The 21694-nt window shown below is 54.4% G+C and carries 19 protein-coding genes; 6 read left to right on the top strand and 13 right to left on the bottom strand.

Features of this window, described 5'->3' with window-relative positions; all coding sequences use genetic code 11:
- Positions 1-5: 5 nt before the first annotated feature.
- The 9 genes from dam to AC3G3F_RS10810 all read right to left on the bottom strand — a co-directional run bounded on the left by dam (position 6) and on the right by AC3G3F_RS10810 (position 7821).
- On the bottom strand, positions 6-842 hold the full coding sequence (gene dam, locus AC3G3F_RS10850; protein WP_023247876.1) for an adenine-specific DNA-methyltransferase: 837 nt from the start codon (positions 840-842) through the stop codon (positions 6-8).
- Positions 843-1022: 180 nt separating this feature from the next.
- Positions 1023-2273, bottom strand: coding sequence for a cell division protein DamX (gene damX / locus AC3G3F_RS10845; protein WP_023247875.1), 1251 nt, complete (start codon positions 2271-2273; stop codon positions 1023-1025).
- 97 nt (positions 2274-2370) lie between these two features.
- Positions 2371-3459, bottom strand: a complete 1089-nt coding sequence (gene aroB / locus AC3G3F_RS10840) for a 3-dehydroquinate synthase (RefSeq protein WP_023247874.1) — start codon at positions 3457-3459, stop codon at positions 2371-2373.
- Positions 3460-3515: 56 nt separating this feature from the next.
- Positions 3516-4037 carry a shikimate kinase AroK gene (aroK, locus tag AC3G3F_RS10835; protein WP_000818621.1) on the bottom strand — a complete coding sequence of 174 codons (522 nt, stop codon included), beginning with the start codon at positions 4035-4037 and terminating at the stop codon, positions 3516-3518.
- 464 nt (positions 4038-4501) lie between these two features.
- Positions 4502-5740, bottom strand: a complete 1239-nt coding sequence (gene hofQ, locus AC3G3F_RS10830) for a DNA uptake porin HofQ (RefSeq protein ID WP_023247873.1) — start codon at positions 5738-5740, stop codon at positions 4502-4504.
- Positions 5655-6056 (bottom strand): HofP DNA utilization family protein, encoded by a 402-nt coding sequence (locus AC3G3F_RS10825; RefSeq protein ID WP_000648138.1) that lies wholly within the window; start codon positions 6054-6056, stop codon positions 5655-5657. The genes hofQ and AC3G3F_RS10825 overlap by 86 nt, the downstream gene beginning before the upstream one ends.
- The gene (locus tag AC3G3F_RS10820) at positions 6046-6519 is read right to left on the bottom strand and encodes a HofO family protein (RefSeq protein WP_079796034.1); all 474 of its coding nucleotides are present in this window, start codon (positions 6517-6519) and stop codon (positions 6046-6048) included. Before AC3G3F_RS10820 ends, AC3G3F_RS10825 begins: the two co-directional genes overlap by 11 nt.
- Positions 6503-7042 (bottom strand): PilN domain-containing protein, encoded by a 540-nt coding sequence (locus tag AC3G3F_RS10815; RefSeq protein ID WP_070803406.1) that lies wholly within the window; start codon positions 7040-7042, stop codon positions 6503-6505. Before AC3G3F_RS10815 ends, AC3G3F_RS10820 begins: the two co-directional genes overlap by 17 nt.
- Positions 7042-7821, bottom strand: coding sequence for a hypothetical protein (locus AC3G3F_RS10810; RefSeq protein WP_023247870.1), 780 nt, complete (start codon positions 7819-7821; stop codon positions 7042-7044). The genes AC3G3F_RS10815 and AC3G3F_RS10810 overlap by 1 nt, the downstream gene beginning before the upstream one ends.
- A gap of 120 nt (positions 7822-7941) precedes the next feature.
- Between AC3G3F_RS10810 and mrcA the strand changes: the two genes are divergently transcribed.
- A complete protein-coding gene (gene mrcA, locus AC3G3F_RS10805; RefSeq protein ID WP_023247869.1) occupies positions 7942-10494 on the top strand; it encodes a peptidoglycan glycosyltransferase/peptidoglycan DD-transpeptidase MrcA in 2553 nt (850 codons plus the stop codon).
- A gap of 95 nt (positions 10495-10589) precedes the next feature.
- On the opposite strand, the gene nudE is transcribed toward mrcA, so the two are convergent.
- A complete protein-coding gene (gene nudE / locus AC3G3F_RS10800) occupies positions 10590-11153 on the bottom strand; it encodes an ADP compounds hydrolase NudE (RefSeq protein ID WP_023176215.1) in 564 nt (187 codons plus the stop codon).
- A gap of 322 nt (positions 11154-11475) precedes the next feature.
- On the opposite strand from nudE, the gene igaA reads away from it, so the two are divergent.
- The 4 genes from igaA to hslO all read left to right on the top strand — a co-directional run bounded on the left by igaA (position 11476) and on the right by hslO (position 15656).
- Positions 11476-13608, top strand: a complete 2133-nt coding sequence (gene igaA, locus AC3G3F_RS10795) for an intracellular growth attenuator protein IgaA (RefSeq protein ID WP_063390877.1) — start codon at positions 11476-11478, stop codon at positions 13606-13608.
- A 64-nt stretch (positions 13609-13672) separates the two neighbouring features.
- On the top strand, positions 13673-14341 hold the full coding sequence (gene yrfG / locus AC3G3F_RS10790; protein WP_023247867.1) for a GMP/IMP nucleotidase: 669 nt from the start codon (positions 13673-13675) through the stop codon (positions 14339-14341).
- 10 nt (positions 14342-14351) lie between these two features.
- Positions 14352-14753, top strand: coding sequence for a ribosome-associated heat shock protein Hsp15 (gene hslR, locus AC3G3F_RS10785; protein ID WP_000660721.1), 402 nt, complete (start codon positions 14352-14354; stop codon positions 14751-14753).
- Between the two features lie 24 nt (positions 14754-14777).
- The gene (hslO, locus tag AC3G3F_RS10780; protein ID WP_079796047.1) at positions 14778-15656 is read left to right on the top strand and encodes an Hsp33 family molecular chaperone HslO; all 879 of its coding nucleotides are present in this window, start codon (positions 14778-14780) and stop codon (positions 15654-15656) included.
- 110 nt (positions 15657-15766) lie between these two features.
- Here hslO and AC3G3F_RS10775 read toward each other — a convergent pair whose 3' ends face one another.
- Positions 15767-17476 (bottom strand): DUF4153 domain-containing protein, encoded by a 1710-nt coding sequence (locus AC3G3F_RS10775; protein WP_488394962.1) that lies wholly within the window; start codon positions 17474-17476, stop codon positions 15767-15769.
- Positions 17477-17855: 379 nt separating this feature from the next.
- On the opposite strand from AC3G3F_RS10775, the gene pckA reads away from it, so the two are divergent.
- Positions 17856-19475 carry a phosphoenolpyruvate carboxykinase (ATP) gene (pckA, locus tag AC3G3F_RS10770; RefSeq protein ID WP_001265684.1) on the top strand — a complete coding sequence of 540 codons (1620 nt, stop codon included), beginning with the start codon at positions 17856-17858 and terminating at the stop codon, positions 19473-19475.
- A 117-nt stretch (positions 19476-19592) separates the two neighbouring features.
- Here the strand turns inward: pckA and envZ are convergent, their stop codons facing one another.
- Together envZ and ompR are read right to left on the bottom strand one after the other, a co-directional pair.
- Complete coding sequence (gene envZ, locus AC3G3F_RS10765; RefSeq protein WP_001253818.1) at positions 19593-20945, bottom strand: two-component system sensor histidine kinase EnvZ; 1353 nt, start codon at positions 20943-20945, stop codon at positions 19593-19595.
- Positions 20942-21661 carry an osmolarity response regulator transcription factor OmpR gene (gene ompR / locus AC3G3F_RS10760; RefSeq protein WP_001157751.1) on the bottom strand — a complete coding sequence of 240 codons (720 nt, stop codon included), beginning with the start codon at positions 21659-21661 and terminating at the stop codon, positions 20942-20944. Before ompR ends, envZ begins: the two co-directional genes overlap by 4 nt.
- Positions 21662-21694 lie beyond the last annotated feature (33 nt).

Raw genomic sequence — 21694 nt, 5'->3', positions numbered from 1 at the left:
GAGAATTATTTTCTTGCAGGCGCTGCGACTCCTGGTTGGTACAGAGCCAGCAGTTCGTCCACCTTTTTACGTGTGCCGCCGTTGCTGCTTATACTGCGTCTAACTTTGACGACATGCAATTTTGCGAGTTGATACCACTCGCGCGTGAGCGCCGTATCATGGTTGGAAATGAGCACCGGTATCCGGTTACTGACCAGATTCTCAGCGATTTCCGCCAGATGCGCTTGTTGCGTCAGGCTAAAACTATTGGTGTGATACGCTGTGAAGTTAGCCGTGGCGGACAACGGCGCATAAGGCGGATCGCAATAGACCACCGACGACTTGTCCGCACGCGCCATACTGTCTGCGTATGACTCACAGTAAAAGAACGCATTCTGCGCCTTTTCTGCAAAGTGGTACAACTCCGCTTCCGGGAAGTAAGGTCTTTTATAACGACCAAACGGTACATTAAATTCCCCGCGTAAGTTATAGCGACAGAGTCCGTTATAACCGTAGCGATTCAGATATAAAAACAGTACCGCCCGACGAAAGGGGTCCTGGCAGGTGTTGAACTCCTCACGGAGTTGGTAATAGACCTCAGCCTGGTTAGTTTCAGGCATAAACAGCTCGCGCGAAGCCTGTACGTACTCGTCGGTACGTAACTTCACGATGTTATAGAGGCTAATAAGGTCGCTGTTGATATCGGCGAGGATATAACGAGAAAAGTCGGTGTTAAGAAACACCGATCCGGCACCCACAAAAGGTTCGACCAGGCACTCGCCTTTTGGCAAATGTCGTTTGATATCATCAAGCAGAGGGTATTTTCCCCCTGCCCACTTCAAAAAAGCGCGATTTTTTTTCATGCTGACTAACTAATTACACCTTCTCCGGCTGTGGAGAAAGCTCCGACAGCATCCTGCGCTTTAGGCTGTGCCGCGTTGCTTTACGGCGCATTTGGCGGTAGCAAATGCGCCCCTCGCGCCTGTCCTGAACAAAAATAGCTGTCAGCGACACTCACAGGCAATTGCAGGACACAGCCTGGATTATTTCAGATCGGCCTGAACCTGATGCAACGGTTTTGCCCACGGATTTTTCGCCTGCACATCAGCAGGCAGCGTGGACACTGCGCGTTTAGCATCTTCTTTCGAAGCATACACTCCGGTTACCAGCACATACCACGGTTGTCCATTACGCGTCGTCTCGTATACCACATAATTTTTCAGGTTCTCTTTCTTCGCCCAACGATTCAGGTTGTCGTAATTTGAAGAACTACTGAGCTGCAACGTGTAGTGGCTGGATGGCGCGCTCTTTAACGCGCCAACGTTGCCGGCGCTTTTCCCGCCGCCTGCGACAGGCGTCGTCGAGGCTTGCGCTGGCTTCGCGGTTTGTACCGGCGCGGCGCTTGCCGTCGCTTTCGGCGTCGCGGCTGGCGCTGCCGGTTCCGTGCGTTTCACTGGCGCGACCGGTTTCTTCGGTTCCGCGGTCGTGGTTTTCGCCGTTGTTTGCGGTTTCTTAGGTTCAATGACGGCCTGTTTACGTTCCGGACGCGAGGTATGACGTTCGGCAGGTTCGCTAACTGCCGCCTGACGCGACGCGCTACCATTGCGAACTGGCGCGACGGTTGCAGGCTCTGTCGGCAACGTAGAGTTCACCGCAACGTTGTTCATCTGCTCAGGATTCTGCGTCAGCGCATTATTCAGATCGCCCTGCACTTCCACGCGCTGCTGACCGTCAGCGACCACGGGCGACGGTCCCTGCGTCGGCGTTGAAGAAATCGGCGGCAACGAAATATCCTGCGACGTATTGCCCGCCGTTTGCTCTGCGGAGGTGGTACCCGGCGCAGGCTGGGTTGCATTAGCCTGATCGGCGGCGTTACCGGAAAGATCGATACTCTTTTCGCCAGAAGCCGACGGCTCGCTGGAAGACGTTGAGGGGGCTTTCAGCGCGGAACCGATACCGATAATCAACAGTAGCAGCACCAGTACGCCAACGCCCATCATCATGTACTGACGAGAGGCTGGCTTATGGGCCGCTTTTTTACGCTTACGTGGACGGCGTTCTACACGCTCCTCATCCACCGTATCGTCTTCATCGGATTCGTACTCTTCTTCGACTTCAGGTTCTTCACTACGCGCTCTACGCACACGCGTCGGACGGCGATCGTCAGCATCCAGATCAACGTCATCAAAGTTGATCTGCGGCTCATTATCGCGTTCTGAAGATTGACGAGAACGACCAGTACGACGATCGCTGGGATCGGGTTTCAGCTCGTCTTCTGGTTTGAATTCATCCATTTAACACCCCACTCAAAGGTTAATGCTTACGACATTGCACATAACCTGAAGCTAAAAAACTGACATCTACGCAATATCAGTCTGACCTTTCTTGTTGTTACGCCTGCTGACAGTCAGCAATCGCGCTAAGAACGACTTCGTGCGACACTCCGCCGCGTACTTCACTTTTCCCTATGGCCAGCGGAAGCACTAAACGCAGCTCCCCCGCCAACACTTTTTTATCTCGCAGCATGTGCGGCAAATAGGCCTGCGCGGACATCTCGCGAGGGCCGTTGACAGGCAACCCGGCCCGTTCGAGCAGAGCGATGATGCGCTGCGTATCAGCAGAACTAAACTGTCCCAGACGCTCGGACGTGCGCGCAGCCATCACCATACCTGCGGCAACGGCTTCGCCATGTAACCAATTGCCATATCCCATTTCCGCTTCAATGGCGTGGCCAAAGGTATGTCCAAGATTCAGTAAAGCACGTAAGCCCGCTTCACGCTCGTCGGCGGCAACAACTTCCGCCTTCAGCTCACAACAACGACGAATACAGTACGCCATCGCCGGGCCATCCAGACGCAATAGCGCATCCAGATTACCCTCAAGCCAGGTAAAGAAGTCCGCGTCGAGTATGATGCCGTATTTGATCACCTCTGCCAGCCCCGATGCCAGTTCGCGTGCAGGAAGCGTTTTCAGGCAATCAAGATCGACGACCACAGTAGCGGGTTGGTAAAACGCCCCAATCATGTTTTTGCCAAGGGGATGGTTGACGGCGGTTTTCCCGCCCACGGAGGAATCAACCTGCGACAGTAGGGTGGTTGGTACCTGGATGAAACGAACGCCTCGCTGGTAACTGGCCGCCGCAAAACCGGTGAGATCGCCAATCACGCCGCCGCCCAGTGCGACCAGCGTGGTATCACGACCATGCGGTTTTTTCAGTAACGCCGTAAACACCGTATCCAGCACCGTCAGGCTTTTATACTGCTCGCCGTCAGGAAGAATCACGCTGTCTACGTTAACGCCCGCCCGTTCGAGTGCGCCGCGAACCTTGTCCAGATAAAGCGGCGCCAGGGTTTCGTTGGTCACTAACATGACCTGATCGCCTGATTTCAGCGGCAAGAATGAAGCTGGTTCGTTAAACAAACCAGCCGCGATGGTGATCGGGTAACTACGTTCCCCGAGAGTGACTGTAATCCTCTCCATGACGCGACATCCACCTTAGTTACTTGTACCCGCTTACCCAGAGTATTCTGCTTGAATTAGTTGCTTTCCAGCATATGAATAATCTGGTTTGCCACAACCTTAGCGCTTTGATCGTCGGTGCGAATGGTGACGTCGGCAATCTCTTCGTACAGAGGATTGCGTTCGTTGGCCAGCGCTTCCAGAACTTCGCGAGGCGGCGCTTCAACCTGCAACAGCGGGCGTTTTTTATCACGCTGCGTGCGCGCCAGTTGTTTTTCGATGGTCGTTTCAAGGTAAACCACGACGCCACGCGCGGAAAGACGGTTACGCGTTTCACGCGATTTTACAGAGCCACCGCCGGTTGCCAGCACAATACCCTGTTTTTCCGTCAATTCGTTGATAACTTTTTCTTCACGATTACGGAAGCCGTCTTCACCTTCAACATCGAAGACCCAGCCCACATCAGCTCCGGTTCGTTTCTCAATCTCTTGATCAGAATCATAAAATTCCATATTGAGTTGTTGAGCTAACTGGCGCCCAATAGTGCTTTTTCCGGCACCCATAGGCCCAACCAGAAAGATATTGCGTTTCTCTGCCATTTTTTCGGTACTACTAAGACTATTCGTTAATGGTAAACCCGCTTCACAGACACCCAGCGCAGCAGGACATGAACTGAAACCTCATAAGATATTGCGAGAGTCAGACTGAAAATTATCTCAATACTCAAGCGGGTTTGGCAACTGAATAAATCACCAAGCCTGATTGTTGCAAAACCCGAGTTAGCGTTGCCGGACGGCGGCCAGAACAACATATCCGGCCTACAAATTGCTCTACTTTCAAACAATTGTGTGCAATCCGCAGAACCAATAAGTCTGCATCAGCGGACATTCAGCCGTTTATCATCGGTCTTATGCACACCTTCGGCAAGGCAAAGCGCATTTATCAATGCGTAAGCAACGAAAAGCACGACTCTCAAATCGGTACTCCTTGTATGCTAAATACATCCGCACGTCAAATCCCTGAGACGCGTTCAGTACAAAAACAGCGCTTTTTTATGCATAAATTATTCTGCCGCAACCAGTCTGGGGGTGATAAACACCACTAATTCGCGTCGCTCGTCCTCTTTGCCGTCATGGCGGAAGAGCTGACCAAACCAGGGGATATCCCCCAACAGCGGCACGCTATCGCTACCCGATTTATTTTTTCGCGAAAAAATACCGCCCAGCGCCAGCGTCTCGCCGCTTTTTACCTCTACCAGCGTTTCAATTTCCTGTTTATCTATCGCCAGCACTTCGCCGTCGGCCTGTTGTAGTACCTGACCGGGAACATTCTGGCTGATATGCAACTTCAGGCGGATGCGTCCTTTTTGCAAAACGGTGGGCGTCACCTCCATTCCCAGCACCGCTTCTTTAAATTCAACGGATGTCGCGCCACTTTCGCCGCTGGAGACCTGATAAGGAATTTCGCTGCCTTGCTTAATACTGGCCGGCTGCAGATGCGAAGCCAGCAGCCGGGGGCTGGCGATAATATCCAACTGCTGCTTCTGTTCCAGCGCTGACAGTTCCAAATCCAGCAGGCGTCCGTTAATGCGCCCGATGTTAAATCCTACGCGTGAGGTGGCGGCGGCGACGGATAAATCACTGGAAAGCGTCGTCACGTCGCCCACCGCTCCCGCTTGCTGGGCATCAGCCAGCGTCCACTTTACGCCCAGCTCCCGGAGACTCTTTTCGTTAATGGTGACGATATGCGCCGCCAGCTCCACCTGCGCCACCGGCAGATCCATTTGCGATACCCATTTTTCCAGCTCCGCCAGGGCCGCGCGGTTATCGCGCAACAGCAGACGGTTGGTGCGCTTATCTACCGTGATGGTTCCCTTCGCGCTCAGGAGTTTCTCGCCCGCTTTCGACAGTTCGGCGGCATCGGCGTATTGCAGGCTAATGCTGCGGTTTTCCAGTGGTAAATTAGCCTGAAGCCTTAATCGCTCGGCCTCCTGGCGCGCGCTGTGTTCTTTCTGCCAGGTCTGCGAATGCACATAGAGAATATTCCCTTCCTGACGCAGCACCAGCCCCGCGCTATCGACCACCGTCTGTAGCGCCTGTTTCCACGGCACATTCGTCAGATGCAGCGATAACGTGCCGCTGACGTCCGGCGACGCCACCAGGTTCTGCCGTTCCTGTTCAGCTAAGGCCTGCAAAACCTGCACCACAGGGACGTCGTCAACCACCAGCGTCACTTTCGCCGCTTTTCCCGCCTGCGCGGCGGGCATCAAGACTATCAGTATTATGGCTATCCATCGCTTCATTGTCCGCTCCCTGACGTAGCCACCGCCACTGCGGCGGCGCACAATTTTTACCGGTCGTTAACGTTAAGGTTTGCGCCGTCAGGCGGACAATCGTCCAGCCGTTTTCCAGCTTCTGCCCCTCTTCCACTCGCCGCCATTTTTGCTGACTGTCTTTAAGAATGCCGATCCATCGCTCGCCTTTACGCACCGCGCCCTGATACCGCCACTGCGAGAGTTCCGCTATCCGGCAGCGGTCCTCCGGCGGGCGAAAGGGATCGCGCATTCCCGTCAACGTCAGCAAACAAAAACAGAGCAATACACTGCGGCTAGCCTTCATTCGCCAGGCGCTCCAGTTGCAGCGTCATCAATAATTCCGCCCCCTCCCTACGCAATGAAAACCGACTTACGCTCATCTCGCTTTCGGCCAACCGGACAAACAGCGACGGCACCGCGTCCCAGGACGTTTTCAGCGCCATTTCGCCCCCCTGCGCCGACGGCTTCCAGTGCAGCAAATGCAGGGGAGGCGCCTGGAAATCTAACGGCGAAAAAGGACGCGGATTTTCAACGGTACGCCCGAAAAGTGGTTCAACCGCGACGCTCAGACGGCGCAGATTGCGCCACTGTTGCCGGGCGGCCTCGCGCTGCTGGCTTAACCGCATATGTTGCATATCCAGCGTTTTCCAGCCGGGATAGCCCACAGATAACGCGACCGCCAACGTCAGGCACAGCACGCCTGCACACCAACAAAAAACCCGACCACGGCGCGACATCCCGTACCAGATATCAAAGAGCACGTTCACGGGCGGCGCTCCTCGTTAACTGATAATGGAACTGCCAGCGCCCTTGCGCATCCTGCCGCGTGGCGCCCGTGCGGTTTAGCGGAAAACTGACATAATGACGAAGCGATGTCTCAAGCGTGAGCAGGGCGTCAAATGTTCTCGCCAGCCCTTCCAGCTCTAGCGTCTCTTGCTGATAATTGAGGCTTGTCAGCCATGCCTGATCCGGCAACAGGTTGGCAAGATCGATCAAGATAGATTGCCAGGCTTGCGTCAGTTCACGCTGCGCCTGACGTAGTAATCGCGCCTGTTGCTGCCGCTGACGCTGCTGTAACTGCGGCATGTTCGCCGCAAGCGCCATCGTGCGCCCGTTTTCCGCCGTCAGTAGCAGTTCGTTAATCCTCCCCTCCTGCCAAAAAGCCAACCAGGCGATCGTCGCGAGGCTTGCTATCAGCAGCAGGGACGCGCCCCATACCACGCACCACAGCCGCAGACACGCCACATAATATTGGCGTCGCCAGGGGAGCAAATTGACAGAATGCGCCATCAGCGTATCTCCCCCATGGCTAAACCCAGCGCAATCGCAAAGCGATAACCGTCCGGCGGAACCGGCGGTTGACGGACGATAACGGCGCGCCAGGGGTCGAATTCGCCTTCGGCGCATAACGAAATATGTTCCGGCATGACGGATAACGTTGCGGCAAGGTCATGCAGCGTCGTCGCCTCTCGCGCCGATTTACGCCCCCACGCATAGCGCGTCGCCCACAGCCACTGGCTCTCATCGCGCCAGACCAGACATTGCCGCCCCGAGGGTATAAACGGCAGTAAGCGCTGTAACGCGCAGGCATCGGGCGTCACGGCGGCGATACGCACATTGAGCGTTTGCGCCAGCGTTAACAGCGCTGAAATGTCTTTGCTTTGTGCGGCGGTAACGTTGAACGCAGGGCTCAGCGCATCGTCCTGAAAATCGAAACGTAATAAGTCTGGTTCCATATCCAGCTCACGCCCCATCGTTTGTGCAAGCCATGCGACTTGCTCACGTTCCCGCAGGCGCATCGGCGGATGCGGAAAAGCGCGTTGTAATGTCCGATTGGCGGGAAAAGAGAGGTGAATACGGTGACGTAGCGGTAGCTCGCGGCTCCAGGACCGCAGTACGTGAGCCAGCGATTGCGGGTCAGGAATCGTACCCTCTGCCGTGGAGGCGTTCATCAGCGGCAGTCGCCACCAACGTTGCAGGGACCAGCCTGATGCGCCGCGAACAACGGCGATGGCCAGCGCTTCATGCTGCTGAATATGCAATCCTATTTGCCAGGTTTTAAAAGCCATAACGGTCGATCTCCTTATCACCCGTCGCGTTAACGGGTATATCAATGCGTCTGGCTTGCCTTTATACTACCGCGCGTTTGTTTATAAACTGCCCAAATGACACTAAATGGGAAATCTCCAGTGAAGTTCGTAAAGTATTTATTGATCCTTGCAGTATGTTGCATCCTGCTGGGAGCAGGCTCGATTTATGGCCTTTATCGCTATATTGAGCCGCAGCTACCTGACGTCGCGACATTGAAAGATGTGCGTTTGCAAATTCCGATGCAGGTTTACAGCGCGGATGGCGAACTTATCGCGCAATATGGCGAAAAACGCCGTATTCCCGTTACGCTCGATCAAATTCCACCGGAAATGATCAACGCCTTTATCGCGACCGAAGATAGCCGCTTTTATGAGCATCACGGCGTTGACCCGGTAGGTATTTTCCGCGCGGCCAGCGTCGCGCTCTTCTCCGGTCACGCATCGCAGGGAGCAAGTACCATTACCCAGCAACTGGCGCGAAACTTCTTCCTTAGCCCCGAACGCACGCTGATGCGCAAGATCAAGGAAGCGTTTCTGGCGATTCGTATTGAGCAGTTGCTGAATAAAAATGAGATCCTCGAACTCTATCTGAACAAGATCTATCTCGGCTACCGCGCCTATGGCGTTGGCGCGGCGGCGCAGGTCTACTTTGGTAAGACGGTCGACCAGCTTAGCTTAAGCGAAATGGCGGTCATCGCCGGGCTACCTAAAGCGCCTTCTACCTTTAACCCGCTCTACTCGATGGATCGGGCGACGGCGCGCCGTAACGTAGTGCTCTCGCGAATGCTAAGCGAGGGATATATCACTCAGGCGCAGTACGATCAGGCCCGTAGCGAGCCTATCGACGCAAATTATCACGCGCCGGAAATCGCCTTCTCCGCGCCTTATCTGTCGGAAATGGTGCGCCAGGAAATGTATAACCGTTATGGCGAAAGCGCCTACGAAGATGGTTATCGTATTTACACGACCATCACCCGCAAAGTGCAGCAGGCCGCACAACAGGCTGTGCGTAATAACGTGCTGGACTATGACATGCGCCACGGTTATCGCGGCCCGGCGAATGTGCTATGGAAAGTGGGCGAAACGGCGTGGGACAGTAAAAAAATTACCGATACGTTGAAGGCGTTACCGACCTACGGACCGTTGCTTCCCGCCGTGGTCACCAGCGCTAATCCGCAAGAGGCGACCGCTGCGCTTGCCGACGGTACGTCCGTTTCGCTACGTATGGAAGGGATGCGTTGGGCGCGGCCTTACCGCTCGGATACGCAGCAGGGGCCGACGCCGCGTAAAGTTACCGATGTCGTCCAGACAGGCCAACAAATCTGGGTTCGTCAGGTGGATAACGACTGGTGGCTGGCGCAGGTACCGGAAGTGAACTCCGCACTGGTTTCGCTTAACCCGCAAACCGGCGCGGTACTGGCGCTGGTCGGCGGTTTCGATTTTAATCAGAGTAAATTTAACCGCGCGACGCAAGCGCTGCGTCAGGTGGGGTCGAACATCAAACCGTTCCTCTACACCGCCGCAATGGATAAAGGACTGACGCTCGCCAGTATGCTCAACGATGTGCCGATTTCCCGCTGGGACGCCGGGGCAGGTTCAGACTGGCGTCCGAAAAACTCCCCACCGCAATACGCCGGACCGATTCGTTTACGCCAGGGGCTGGGGCAGTCGAAAAACGTGGTGATGGTACGCGCCATGCGCGCAATGGGCGTCGACTATGCGGCGGAGTATCTGCAACGCTTCGGCTTCCCGGCGCAGAATATTGTACATACCGAATCGCTGGCGCTGGGCTCCGCCTCCTTCACGCCGATGCAGGTTGCGCGCGGTTATGCGGTGATGGCGAATGGCGGTTTTCTAATCGACCCGTATTTCATCAGCAAGATTGAGAACGATCAGGGCGGCGTGATCTTCGAAGCGAAACCGAAAATCGCCTGCCCGGAGTGCGATATCCCGGTCATTTACGGCAATACGCAGAAATCCAACGTGCTGGAAAACACCAATGTGGAAGAGGTCGCGGTTTCGCAAGAGCAACAAAACAGCGCCGTACCGATGCCTAAGCTGGAACAGGCAAACCAGGCGCTGGTCGCGCAAAACGGTACGCAGGAATACGCGCCGCATGTGATCAATACGCCGCTGGCGTTTCTGATCAAAAGCGCGCTGAACACCAATATCTTCGGCGAACCCGGCTGGATGGGTACCGGCTGGCGTGCGGCGCGCGACCTTAAACGTCGCGATATCGGCGGCAAAACCGGTACGACCAACAGCTCGAAAGACGCATGGTTCTCCGGCTATGGTCCTGGCGTCGTCACATCCGTATGGATCGGCTTTGACGATCACCGCCGTGATTTAGGCCGCACCACTGCTTCCGGCGCGATCAAAGATCAAATATCCGGCTATGAGGGCGGCGCCAAGAGCGCGCAACCTGCATGGGACGCCTATATGAAAGCCGTGCTGGAAGGCGTGCCGGAACAGCCGCTAACGCCGCCGCCGGGCATCGTCACGGTAAATATCGACCGCAGTACCGGACAACTGGCGAACGGCGGTAACAGCCGTGAAGAGTATTTCATCGAAGGCACGCAGCCGACACAGCAGGCGGTGCATGAGGTAGGAACCACCATTATTGATAATGGTGAAACACACGAACTGTTCTGATCAAAAAAGGCGCTCCGGCGCCTTTTTTATTGTGTTTGCCGGATGGCGGCGAACAGGGAGACGAACTTTTTGTTGGCTTGATAAACGCTGCGCCATCAGGCAATCCGTCCCTGCGCTTTCAACCACTCGCGTACCAGAAACAGCGCGCTGACGTTGCGGGCTTCGTTAAAATCGGGGTCTTCCAGCAGATCCATTAAATGCGCCAGCGGCCAGCGTACCTGCGGCAATGGTTCAGGCTCGTCGCCTTCCAGCGACTCTGGATAGAGGTCTTCCGCCACCACGATATTCATTTTGCTGGAAAAATAAGAGGGCGCCATGCTGAGTTTTTTTAAGAAGGTCAGGTTATACGCGCCAAACCCAACCTCTTCTTTGAGCTCCCTGTTCGCCGCTTCAAAAACGGTCTCGCCCGGGTCTATTAATCCTTTCGAGAAGCCCAGTTCATAGGACTCGGTTCCCACCGCATACTCACGAATAAGAATCAGATGCTCATCAACGATCGGCACAATCATTACCGCCTCACGGGTTGATGGCCGCATACGTTCATACACGCGACGCACGCCGTTGCTGAACTCCAGATCCACGCTTTCTACGTTAAACAGTCGGGATTGTGCGACGGTTTCTACTTTCAGAATGGTGGGTTTTTGTAATGATTTGCTCATTGTGAGAATCTTTGCAGTGAAATCTGTGGTCATTGTGCGATATACAGCACGGTTTCGGCAATGCGAATTGCCGTTTATTTACATTTATGTAACGTAATAAAAATTAATTATTATTTCAAATTAAAAGTCAATAGGTTGAAATAACTCCAGGAATTTGCTGATATTTCGTTTTTGGTGGTATTGCTATGATTTGCCTTCACTGGGATGCGCTTTACAATGCTCAAGTTCAACTCCACGCTTGCCGATAGCCAACCACAGAAAAATGTTTATTGGACAGGGTGCGACTGACCACGCCTGACAGACTTAGTAAGATGGGGAAAGCATGAGCACCATTCTGATTTTTATAGCTGCTTTGCTGGCCTGCTCTCTACTGGCAGTATGGCGGTTCCGGGTAAAGTCCAGACGAGGGAGTTTACCGTGGATCAGCGCCTTTCAGGACGCGCAAACGCGTAAACTGTTGCCTGAAGAGCGCAGCGCGGTAGAAAACTATCTCGATAACCTTAGCCAGATCCAGCAAGTTCCGGGGCCGACAGGCGCCAGCGCTGCGCCCATCTCGCTGACGCTAAACGCGGAAAGCAACAGTGTCGTGATACTGACCCACTCCATCACCCGCTACGGCATTACCACTGACGATCCCAATAAATGGCGCTACTACCTCGACTCCGTCGAAGTCCATCTGCCACCTTTCTGGGAACAGTACATCAATGATGAAAACAACGTTGAGCTAATCCTTACGGATACGCTGCCGCTGGTGATCTCTTTAAACGGCCATACGCTGCAAGAGTATATGCAGGAGTCGCGCGGCTACGCGCTACAGAATACGGCCTCTACGCAGGCGTCGATTCGCGGCGAAGAGAGCGAGCAGATCGAGCTGTTGAACATCCGTCAGGAGACCCACGAAGAATATGCGCTCAGCCGCCCGGCCGGCTTGCGCGAAGCATTATTAATTGTTACCTCCTTTTTCTTATTCTTTTTCTGTCTGATAACGCCGGATGTTTTTGTACCGTGGATGATAGGCGGCGCGATCCTACTGCTGGCAGCCGGACTTTGGGGACTTTTTGCGCCGCCGTCGAAAAGCGCGCTGCGGGAAATTCACTGTTTGCGGGGAACGCCCCGCCGCTGGGGACTGTTTGGGGAGAATAATCAGGAGCAGATTAACAATATTTCCCTGGGCATCATCGACCTTATTTACCCTGCCCACTGGCAACCTTACATTACGCAGGATCTAGGGCAACAAACGGATATCGATATTTATCTTGATCGTCATGTCGCCCGCCAGGGTCGGTTTTTATCCCTGCATGATGAAGTCAAAAACTTCCCGTTGCAGCACTGGTTACGCAGCACTGTTATTGCTATCGGTTCGCTGCTGGTGTTGTTTATGCTGCTGTTCTGGATCCCGCTGGATATGCCAATCAAGTTCACGCTATCATGGATGAAAGGCGCGCAAACCATTGAAGCGACAACGGTAAAACAGCTTGAAGAGGCTGGCGTGCGGGTGGGCGATACGCTGCACCTGAGCGGTAAAGGAATGTGTAATATTCATTCCGGCGCGACCTGGAGCGGACAGTCTAACTCACCGTTTATGCCGTTCGATTGCTCGCAAATCATCTGGAATGACGCGCCTGCGCTACCGCTGCCGGAATCAGACCTGGTGAATAAAGCGATGGCGCTAAGCCAGGCGGTAAATCGTCAGCTCCATCCAAAACCCGAAGACGACTCGCGCGTAAGCGCATCTTTACGCTCCGCGATACAAAAATCGGGCATGGTATTATTAGATGACTTTGGCGATATTGTTCTGAAAACCGCTGATTTGTGCGCGGCGGAAGACGAGTGCGTGCGCCTGAAAAATGCGCTGGTTAATCTCGGTAACAGTAAGGACTGGAACGCGCTGGTGAAACGCGCGAACGCCGGCAAACTGGACGGCGTCAACGTGCTGCTACGCCCCGTAAGCGCAGAATCGCTGGAAAATCTGGTCACGACCTCAACGGCGCCGTTTATTTCTCGCGAGACCGCGCGCGCCGCCCAGTCGCTGAATAGCCCCGCTCCCGGCGGATTCCTGATCGTCAGCGATGAAGGCAGCGAACTGGTCGATCAGGCCTGGCCGTCAACGTCGCTGTACGACTATCCCGCGCAGGAACAGTGGAGCGCTTTCCAGCGTCTGGCGCAAACGCTAATGCAAACGCCATTTAGCGCCGAGGGAATTGTCACCAGCGTGTATACCGATGCCAATGGCACACAGCATATCGGCCTGCATCGTATACCCGATAAATCCGGCTGGTGGCGTTACCTCGGCACCACGCTACTGATGCTGGCAATGATAGTGAGCGCGGTCTATAACGGCGTTCAGGCGTTCAGACGTTATCAACGCCACCGTACCCGTATGGCGGACATCCAGGAATACTATGAAAGCTGCCTCAATCCCAGGTTAACCATCTCTCCGGAAAATCTCATCTGATAACGCCGCCGTGCGGCAGGGTATGCTACCCTGTCGCGCAAATTGCGTTACCCTGGAGTTCCCCATGCATATTGATATTGACTGGCAAAACGTGGATACCGTTTTGCTGGATATGGACGGCACCCTGCTCGATCTCGCGTTCGATAACTATTTCTGGCAAAAGCTGGTACCGGAAACCTACGGTGCGCAGCAGGGTATTTCGCCGCAGGACGCGCAGAAATATATTCGCCAGCAGTATCATGCCGTACAGCATACGCTAAACTGGTACTGTCTGGATTACTGGAGCGAGCGCCTGGGTCTGGATATTTGCGCCATGACGACGGCGCAAGGGCCGCGCGCCGTTTTACGCGACGATACCGTGCCGTTTCTGAATGCGTTAAAAGCCAGCGGAAAACGTCGGATTCTGCTCACCAATGCACATCCACATAACCTGGCGGTGAAGCTGGAGCATACCGGTCTGGCCTCACACCTTGATTTACTACTTTCCACCCACACATTTGGTTATCCCAAAGAGGATCAGCGGTTATGGCGCGCTGTCGCTGAGGAAACGGGAATAAGCGCAGAGAAAACTCTGTTTATCGATGACAGCGAACCGATTCTCGACGCCGCCGCCCGGTTTGGTATTCGCTACTGTCTTGGCGTGACGAATCCCGATTCCGGCCAGGCGGAAAAGCAATATACGCGCCATCCGTCCCTGAACGACTACCGCCGTCTGATCCCCTCGCTGATGTGAAGGAGACGCCATGAAAGAAAAGTCCTCCGTTGAGGTCAGACTGGATAAATGGCTGTGGGCCGCGCGTTTTTATAAAACCCGCGCGCTGGCCCGCGAGATGATTGAAGGCGGTAAGGTGCATTACAACGGGCAACGCAGTAAGCCGAGCAAAATCGTCGAGCTGAACGCAACCCTTACCCTGCGTCAGGGAAATGACGAACGGACAGTGATCGTTAAAGCCATCACCGAACAGCGCCGTCCGGCCAGCGAAGCCGTCGCTCTGTATGAAGAGACGGCGGAGAGCGTGGAAAAACGCGAAAAAATGGCGCAGGCGCGCAAGCTTAACGCCCTGACCATGCCGCATCCGGACAGGCGACCGGACAAGAAAGAGCGCCGCGACCTGTTACGATTTAAACACGGCGACAGCGAATAACTGTCACCCGCAAGAGAGATGATTATGCCGCAACATGACCAATTACATCGTTATCTGTTTGAAAACTTTGCCGTTCGCGGCGAGCTGGTGACCGTTTCGGAAACCTTGCAACAGATCCTCGACAATCATAACTACCCACCGCCGGTGAAAACCGTATTGGCCGAACTGCTGGTCGCCACCAGCCTGCTCACCGCGACGCTGAAGTTTGCCGGTGACATTACGGTACAGCTCCAGGGCGACGGGCCGTTAAGCCTGGCGGTGATCAATGGCAATAATCAGCAGCAGATGCGCGGCGTGGCTCGCGTTCAGGGCGACATCCCTGACAATGCGGATCTCAAAACTCTGGTTGGCAACGGCTATCTGGTGATCACCATTACCCCGGAAGAGGGTGAACGCTATCAGGGCGTGGTGGGTCTGGAAGGCGATACTCTGGCGGCGTGCCTGGAGGATTACTTCCTGCGCTCCGAGCAGTTGCCGACGCGCCTGTTTATCCGTACCGGCGATGTCGACGGTAAACCAGCGGCAGGTGGAATGTTGCTCCAGGTGATGCCGGCACAGAACGCGCAGGCGGAGGATTTCGACCATCTGGCCATGTTGACGGACACCATTAAAAGTGAAGAGTTGCTGACGCTACCAGCAAATGACGTGCTGTGGCGTTTGTATCACGAAGAAGAGGTCACGCTCTACGATCCGCAAGATGTTGAATTCAAATGCACCTGTTCACGCGAACGTTGCGCGGGCGCGCTGAAAACATTGCCGGATGAAGAAGTGGACAGCATTCTGGCGGAAGAAGGCGAAATCGATATGCACTGCGATTACTGCGGCAATCATTACCTGTTCAATGCGATGGATATCGCGGAGATCCGTAACAACGCCTCTCCTGCCGATCCACAGGTTCATTAATCGCATCTTATACGGCACCGTCATTGCCTGATGGCGCTGCGCTTATCTGGCCTACAGCATCCCGCTCCGTAGGCCGGATAAGGCATTTATGCCGCCATCCGGCAAAAAGCTTACTCGTTGTAGTAATTCACATCCAACCGCTTACCATCAATAATGATATCGCGCCAGGCTTTGGGAGCTGAGTCTAACCGATGCCCGGCAATCGCGCGCAAAAGTTGCGTCTTAGAAAACCCGTCCGGCAATTGGGCCAACGCCCTTTGCGTCCATTTCCGATCTTTTAAGCCAAAAACCCGGCTCTCGGCAACTATAAAGTTATACAGCACCTGCTCAGGCTGACCGTCACCGTTAAGATCCTGGCTCACCAGCACGCAGGCATCCTGTTCGAAGCAAGAAGCGGCCGAATAATTCTGCTCTTTGACAAACGCCCAAAATGCGGCATCCGGCTTCTGGCTACCGGGCGCAATCATCACCACCCGCGCTAAATCGTCCGCCGTCGGGGAAACCTTATTTTCCTGCAAAAGCGTCATCAGTTCCCGCTTGCGCTTTCTGTCCTGCGTAAACATCCCGTCATCCTGCAACGATTTCAGCGCTTCACGGCCAGTTTTACCGCTGTGATCCAGCATATACAGGCTGATCTGATCCGCAGTAATTTTACCGCTGTGGTAACGCGCCATATGGCTGTTGACGCTAATACGCCAGGCATCAAGTACAGGCGAGGCCAGCAACAGCAATATCGCCAGCGTCAGCAAAGAGACGCTCAGTATCACCTTGCCTTGCCATTCACCTGGATCGCGCCCGCGCCGTAACAGACCGATCAGATAACCGAAGGACCATACCAGCAATACAAACACCGTCAGCGCACCATACAGACGATCCGGCGTCCAGCCGTATTGCTGAATGCGTACCCATAACGCCCAGCCCGCTAGCAGCATATATATCGGGGCAACGCAAAGCGAGGCGCTAATCATGCCGGGTAGTACGCGCGGATAAGGTAATACGCGCTTTTGCGGTTCACTGACGATCGCCACAAGGAGCAGCAACATCAGCATCAGCGTGGATAACAGCCCCGCAGCGGAAACACGCGCAGAAATCGCCTCCAGTCCGGTAAAGGGCAACGTCACAATAAACAGCAATGCCAGCAGCGACACTATCGGCAGTAAACCCATCGCGATCAGCGTCAGCAGCTTTTGTACCGCCGCTACAAGGCGCGACTGCGTGCGGGCGAGAATGACCGCCAGCGCCGTAATCAGGCCGATGGCCACATAAGCAAAGCCTTCAGTTTCAAAGAAAAGGGTGCTGAAAAAGTGGATGCCCACCAGTTTAAATAGCGCGCTCCAGAGCAGCAGAACCAGCCAGAACAGTCCGTTAGCGACCAGGACAATAAGCAATGTCAGTACGTTATGCCATAACCGCATATAAAACTGGGGATAACGCACCGAACCGGTTTGCGAATGCAACTGATATTGCATCCAGGGTAATACCAGCATCGCCATCAACACAAGCCGGAGGCCATACTGCCAGAGGAGATCGGCCTGGCGCCATTTATCCACTGCCTCAACCTGCCATTTCAGCCAGCCGCTCATTGCCAGCACTACCACAAAGATTAGTGCCAGCCAGCCCCACAGCGCCCCCTGTTTAAAAGAGACCACGGTAAGCAATAGCATTGACGACAACGCTATCGTTGCGGGCATACCATAGAACAGCCAGTCGCTATTATACGGTACCAGCCAGGCCATCAGCAGGTAGCACAATACTCCCTGTAGCAAACCGGTGAGCATCATACCCCAGCGAGTAGTACGTGAAAGCGCTACACTTTCCATGTCGTTATCCAGAATGATGAGAAAGTCGCATTATTGCATCATCTCTTCACCGCCAGGCGTCGTCATGCATAATTCAGAAAAAAACGCAGAGAGGTGAATCGATATTGTTAATGTTGGTGTTACGTCACTTTCTTACATGAATGCGATTACCATCACATTATGTCGGTCAAAAACACTTCCTTTTAACGTTTTCAGAACATTTTCCACAACAAAAGTAGGTTTCCTGCCATAATAACCGCCTCTGCGTGACAGGAGACACAGTGTTTTTCGTCAATCGTGATTTTGTCCAGATACGTAAATCTATGAGCCTTGTCGCGGTTAACCAACTTCAAAAAACCTTATTATTTCCGGTAATACATATTGGCTAAGGAGCAGTGATATGCGCGTTAACAATTTAACCCCGCAAGATCTCAAGGCTTATGGTATCAATGACGTCCAGGATATCGTTTACAATCCCAGCTACGACACCCTCTATCAGGAAGAACTTAATCCTGGTCTGGAAGGCTATGAGCGTGGCGTATTAACTAACCTGGGCGCCGTTGCCGTTGATACCGGTATTTTTACCGGTCGTTCGCCTAAGGATAAGTATATTGTTCGCGACGACACCACGCGTGATACGCTCTGGTGGTCCGATAAGGGTAAAGGTAAAAACGATAATAAGCCGCTTTCCCAGGAAACCTGGCAACATCTGAAAGATCTGGTGACGCATCAACTTTCCGGTAAACGCTTATTCATTGTTGATGCATTCTGCGGCGCAAATGCTGATACGCGTCTTTCCGTACGCTTTATTACGGAAGTCGCCTGGCAGGCCCATTTCGTTAAAAATATGTTTATTCGCCCAACGGACGAAGAGTTGGTGGATTTCAAGCCTGACTTTATCGTCATGAACGGCGCGAAGTGCACCAACCCGCAATGGAAAGAGCAAGGGCTGAACTCGGAAAACTTCGTGGCGTTCAACCTGACTGAACGTATTCAGCTCATTGGCGGCACCTGGTACGGCGGCGAAATGAAAAAAGGGATGTTCTCGGTAATGAACTACCTGCTGCCGCTGAAAGGTATCGCATCAATGCACTGTTCTGCCAACGTGGGTGAAAAAGGCGATGTCGCGGTCTTCTTCGGCCTTTCCGGCACCGGAAAAACCACACTATCCACCGACCCGAAACGTCGTCTGATTGGCGATGATGAGCACGGTTGGGATGACGACGGCGTATTCAACTTTGAAGGCGGCTGCTACGCCAAAACCATCAAGCTGTCGAAAGAAGCGGAGCCAGAAATTTATCACGCGATTCGCCGTGATGCGCTGCTGGAAAACGTCACCGTGCGCGAGGACGGCACCGTTGATTTCGACGATGGTTCCAAAACCGAAAACACCCGCGTCTCTTACCCGATCTATCACATCGATAACATCGTTAAGCCCGTATCCAAAGCAGGTCACGCCACTAAGGTTATCTTCCTGACTGCGGATGCCTTCGGCGTGTTGCCGCCGGTTTCCCGTTTAACCGCTAACCAGACGCAGTACCACTTCCTGTCGGGTTTCACCGCTAAACTGGCCGGCACCGAACGCGGCGTTACCGAACCGACCCCCACCTTCTCCGCCTGCTTCGGCGCCGCGTTCCTGACGTTGCACCCGACGCAGTACGCTGAGGTGCTGGTGAAACGTATGCAGGCGGCGGGCGCGCAGGCTTATCTGGTTAACACTGGCTGGAACGGTACCGGCAAACGTATCTCCATTAAAGATACGCGCGCGATTATCGACGCCATTCTGAACGGTTCTCTTGATAACGCGGAAACTTTCCGTCTGCCGCTGTTCGATCTGGCGATCCCGACTGAACTGCCGGGCGTGGATACCCGCATTCTCGACCCGCGTAACACCTACGCGTCGCCGGAACAATGGCAGGAAAAAGCCACCGCGCTGGCGAAACTGTTCATTGAGAACTTCGAGAAGTACACGGATACCCCGGCAGGCGAAGCACTGGTTAGCGCCGGACCGAAGCTGTAAGGAATATGCCGGATGACGGCTTTGCCTTATCCGGCCTACAATGTGTGAAATACCAGGTCGGATAAGTGTAGCGCCATTCCAGCGTTGAGAAGAAAGGGAGGTTAATACCTCCCTTTCTTATGCCTCTTTTGTGGTCCCCTGGACGCGAGCCACAGGCACCGGCAGCCAGGCGCGAATCGACAATCCACCACGCTCGCTGGTGCCAATCTCCAGCATCCCGTTATGGTTATCGATAATGCGCTGCACAATCGCCAGACCCAGCCCTGTTCCGCTGGTGCTACGGGCGCTGTCGCCGCGCACAAAAGGCTGGAACAGATGTTTACGCTGCTCCGGCTTAATGCCCGGCCCGTCATCTTCTACCTGGAACCAGGCGCGATGCGACTCAGTGCCGCTGCTGACCTTAATCCAGCCGTTGCCATAACGGGCAGCATTGACCACCATATTCGCCACCGCGCGCTTAATAGAGAGCGGGTGCATTTTCACCTGAATGCTGCCTGCCTGAAGCGCAGTGTTAATCTCACGCTCATAGCCGCTTTCCGCCGCAATCACCTCACCCAGTACGGAATTGAGATCCGCCATCTCCATCGGCATTTCCTGACCGGTACGCAGATAGTCAATAAACTGTTCGATAATGGCGTTACACTCTTCGATGTCTTTATTGATCGACTCCGCGAGATAACCATCTTCCTCGCCCATCATCTCCGTCGCCAGACGAATGCGGGTCAGCGGCGTGCGCAAGTCGTGGCTGACGCCCGCCATCAATAGCGTACGGTCATCGGCCAATTGTTTCACACCGGCTGCCATATGGTTAAACGCACGGGTCACAGAGCGCACCTCAGAGGCGCCATATTCACGCAGCGGCGGCGGAATAATTCCCTTTCCTACCTGCAAGGCGGCATGTTCAAGATCCACTAACGGTCGGTTCTGTATGCGAATAAACAGCCACGCGCCGCCTATTGCCAATAGCATGATCGCCAGCGTGTAACGGAACAGCGGAGAAAAATCGCCCTGATGAATCTCGGTCAGCGGCACGCGCACCCAGATATTGGGCGACAGCCAGGTTTTCAGCCACACGACGGGCGAGCTTTTGTTGACCTCAACGCGCACTTCCGTCGGGCCGCCAAGCTGCTGCGCCATCTGATGGCTTAAGAATTCGTAGTGTTGCGCCCAACGCAGCCCGGCCTCTTCGGCAGCTTCGTTGGTGTAGAGAGAGATCCCCAGTTCGCGATAGATTTCCCGGCGAAACGCAGGAGGCACGACTAACTGCGTACCGTCCTCCAGTTGCAGCTTATCGGTCATCAGCATGCGGACCTCGTAAGCCAGAACCTTATTAAACTGCTGGAGGCTCGGCAAAATCGCGAAGTTCAGCACCACCAGGTAGGTCGTCACCAGGCTGACGAACAGCAAGGTGACGATGAGCAACAGCGTGCGGGCAAATGAACTTCGCGGCGAGAAGCGCATTCGCCTCATGCTTTAGAGCCGTCCGGTACGAAGACGTAGCCCAGGCCCCATACGGTCTGAATATAACGCGGATGCGCCGGATCTTCTTCCACCATGCGGCGCAGACGGGAGATCTGGACATCGATGGAACGTTCCATCGCGGAATACTCGCGGCCACGGGCCAGATTCATCAGCTTATCGCGAGAGAGCGGCTCGCGCGGATGGCTGACTAACGCTTTCAGTACCGCAAACTCCCCGCTGGTCAGCGGCATCGGTTCATCTTCACGGAACATCTCGCGCGTACCGAGGTTCAGTTTAAACTTACCGAACGCGATAACGGCCTCTTCCTGCGACGGCGCGCCGGGCAGTTCGTTTGCCTGACGACGCAGCACGGCGCGGATACGCGCCAACAGCTCGCGCGGGTTAAACGGTTTAGGAATGTAGTCATCGGCACCGATTTCCAGCCCGACGATACGGTCAACCTCTTCACCCTTCGCCGTGACCATAATGATCGGCATTGGATTACTTTGACTACGCAGGCGACGACAAATCGACAGACCATCTTCACCTGGCAGCATTAAATCCAGTACCATGAGATGGAAAGATTCACGGGTCAGCAGACGATCCATCTGCTCGGCGTTAGCGACGCTTCGAACCTGGAAGCCCTGCTCGGTCAGATAACGTTCCAGTAGCGCCCGCAGACGCATATCGTCATCAACCACCAGAATCTTATAATTCTCTTGCATTGTCTGTACTCCCAAAGGTTCGCAACAAATGTA

Source organism: Salmonella sp. FC25216, from assembly GCF_057751355.1.
The sequence above is the reverse complement of the archived record's forward strand: the minus strand, read 5'-3'. Positions and strand labels throughout refer to the sequence as shown.

Excerpts from the sequence above, each read along its gene's own strand:
- dam (WP_023247876.1), bottom strand. The coding sequence starts at position 842 with ATGAAAAAAAATCGCGCTTTTTTGAAGTGGGCAGGGGGAAAATACCCT.
- damX (WP_023247875.1), bottom strand. The coding sequence starts at position 2,273 with ATGGATGAATTCAAACCAGAAGACGAGCTGAAACCCGATCCCAGCGAT.
- aroB (WP_023247874.1), bottom strand. The coding sequence starts at position 3,459 with ATGGAGAGGATTACAGTCACTCTCGGGGAACGTAGTTACCCGATCACC.
- aroK (WP_000818621.1), bottom strand. The coding sequence starts at position 4,037 with ATGGCAGAGAAACGCAATATCTTTCTGGTTGGGCCTATGGGTGCCGGA.
- hofQ (WP_023247873.1), bottom strand. The coding sequence starts at position 5,740 with ATGAAGCGATGGATAGCCATAATACTGATAGTCTTGATGCCCGCCGCG.
- AC3G3F_RS10825 (WP_000648138.1), bottom strand. The coding sequence starts at position 6,056 with ATGAAGGCTAGCCGCAGTGTATTGCTCTGTTTTTGTTTGCTGACGTTG.
- AC3G3F_RS10815 (WP_070803406.1), bottom strand. The coding sequence starts at position 7,042 with ATGGCGCATTCTGTCAATTTGCTCCCCTGGCGACGCCAATATTATGTG.
- AC3G3F_RS10810 (WP_023247870.1), bottom strand. The coding sequence starts at position 7,821 with ATGGCTTTTAAAACCTGGCAAATAGGATTGCATATTCAGCAGCATGAA.
- nudE (WP_023176215.1), bottom strand. The coding sequence starts at position 11,153 with ATGAGCAAATCATTACAAAAACCCACCATTCTGAAAGTAGAAACCGTC.
- igaA (WP_063390877.1), top strand. The coding sequence starts at position 11,476 with ATGAGCACCATTCTGATTTTTATAGCTGCTTTGCTGGCCTGCTCTCTA.
- yrfG (WP_023247867.1), top strand. The coding sequence starts at position 13,673 with ATGCATATTGATATTGACTGGCAAAACGTGGATACCGTTTTGCTGGAT.
- hslR (WP_000660721.1), top strand. The coding sequence starts at position 14,352 with ATGAAAGAAAAGTCCTCCGTTGAGGTCAGACTGGATAAATGGCTGTGG.
- hslO (WP_079796047.1), top strand. The coding sequence starts at position 14,778 with ATGCCGCAACATGACCAATTACATCGTTATCTGTTTGAAAACTTTGCC.
- AC3G3F_RS10775 (WP_488394962.1), bottom strand. The coding sequence starts at position 17,476 with ATGGAAAGTGTAGCGCTTTCACGTACTACTCGCTGGGGTATGATGCTC.
- pckA (WP_001265684.1), top strand. The coding sequence starts at position 17,856 with ATGCGCGTTAACAATTTAACCCCGCAAGATCTCAAGGCTTATGGTATC.
- envZ (WP_001253818.1), bottom strand. The coding sequence starts at position 20,945 with ATGAGGCGAATGCGCTTCTCGCCGCGAAGTTCATTTGCCCGCACGCTG.
- ompR (WP_001157751.1), bottom strand. The coding sequence starts at position 21,661 with ATGCAAGAGAATTATAAGATTCTGGTGGTTGATGACGATATGCGTCTG.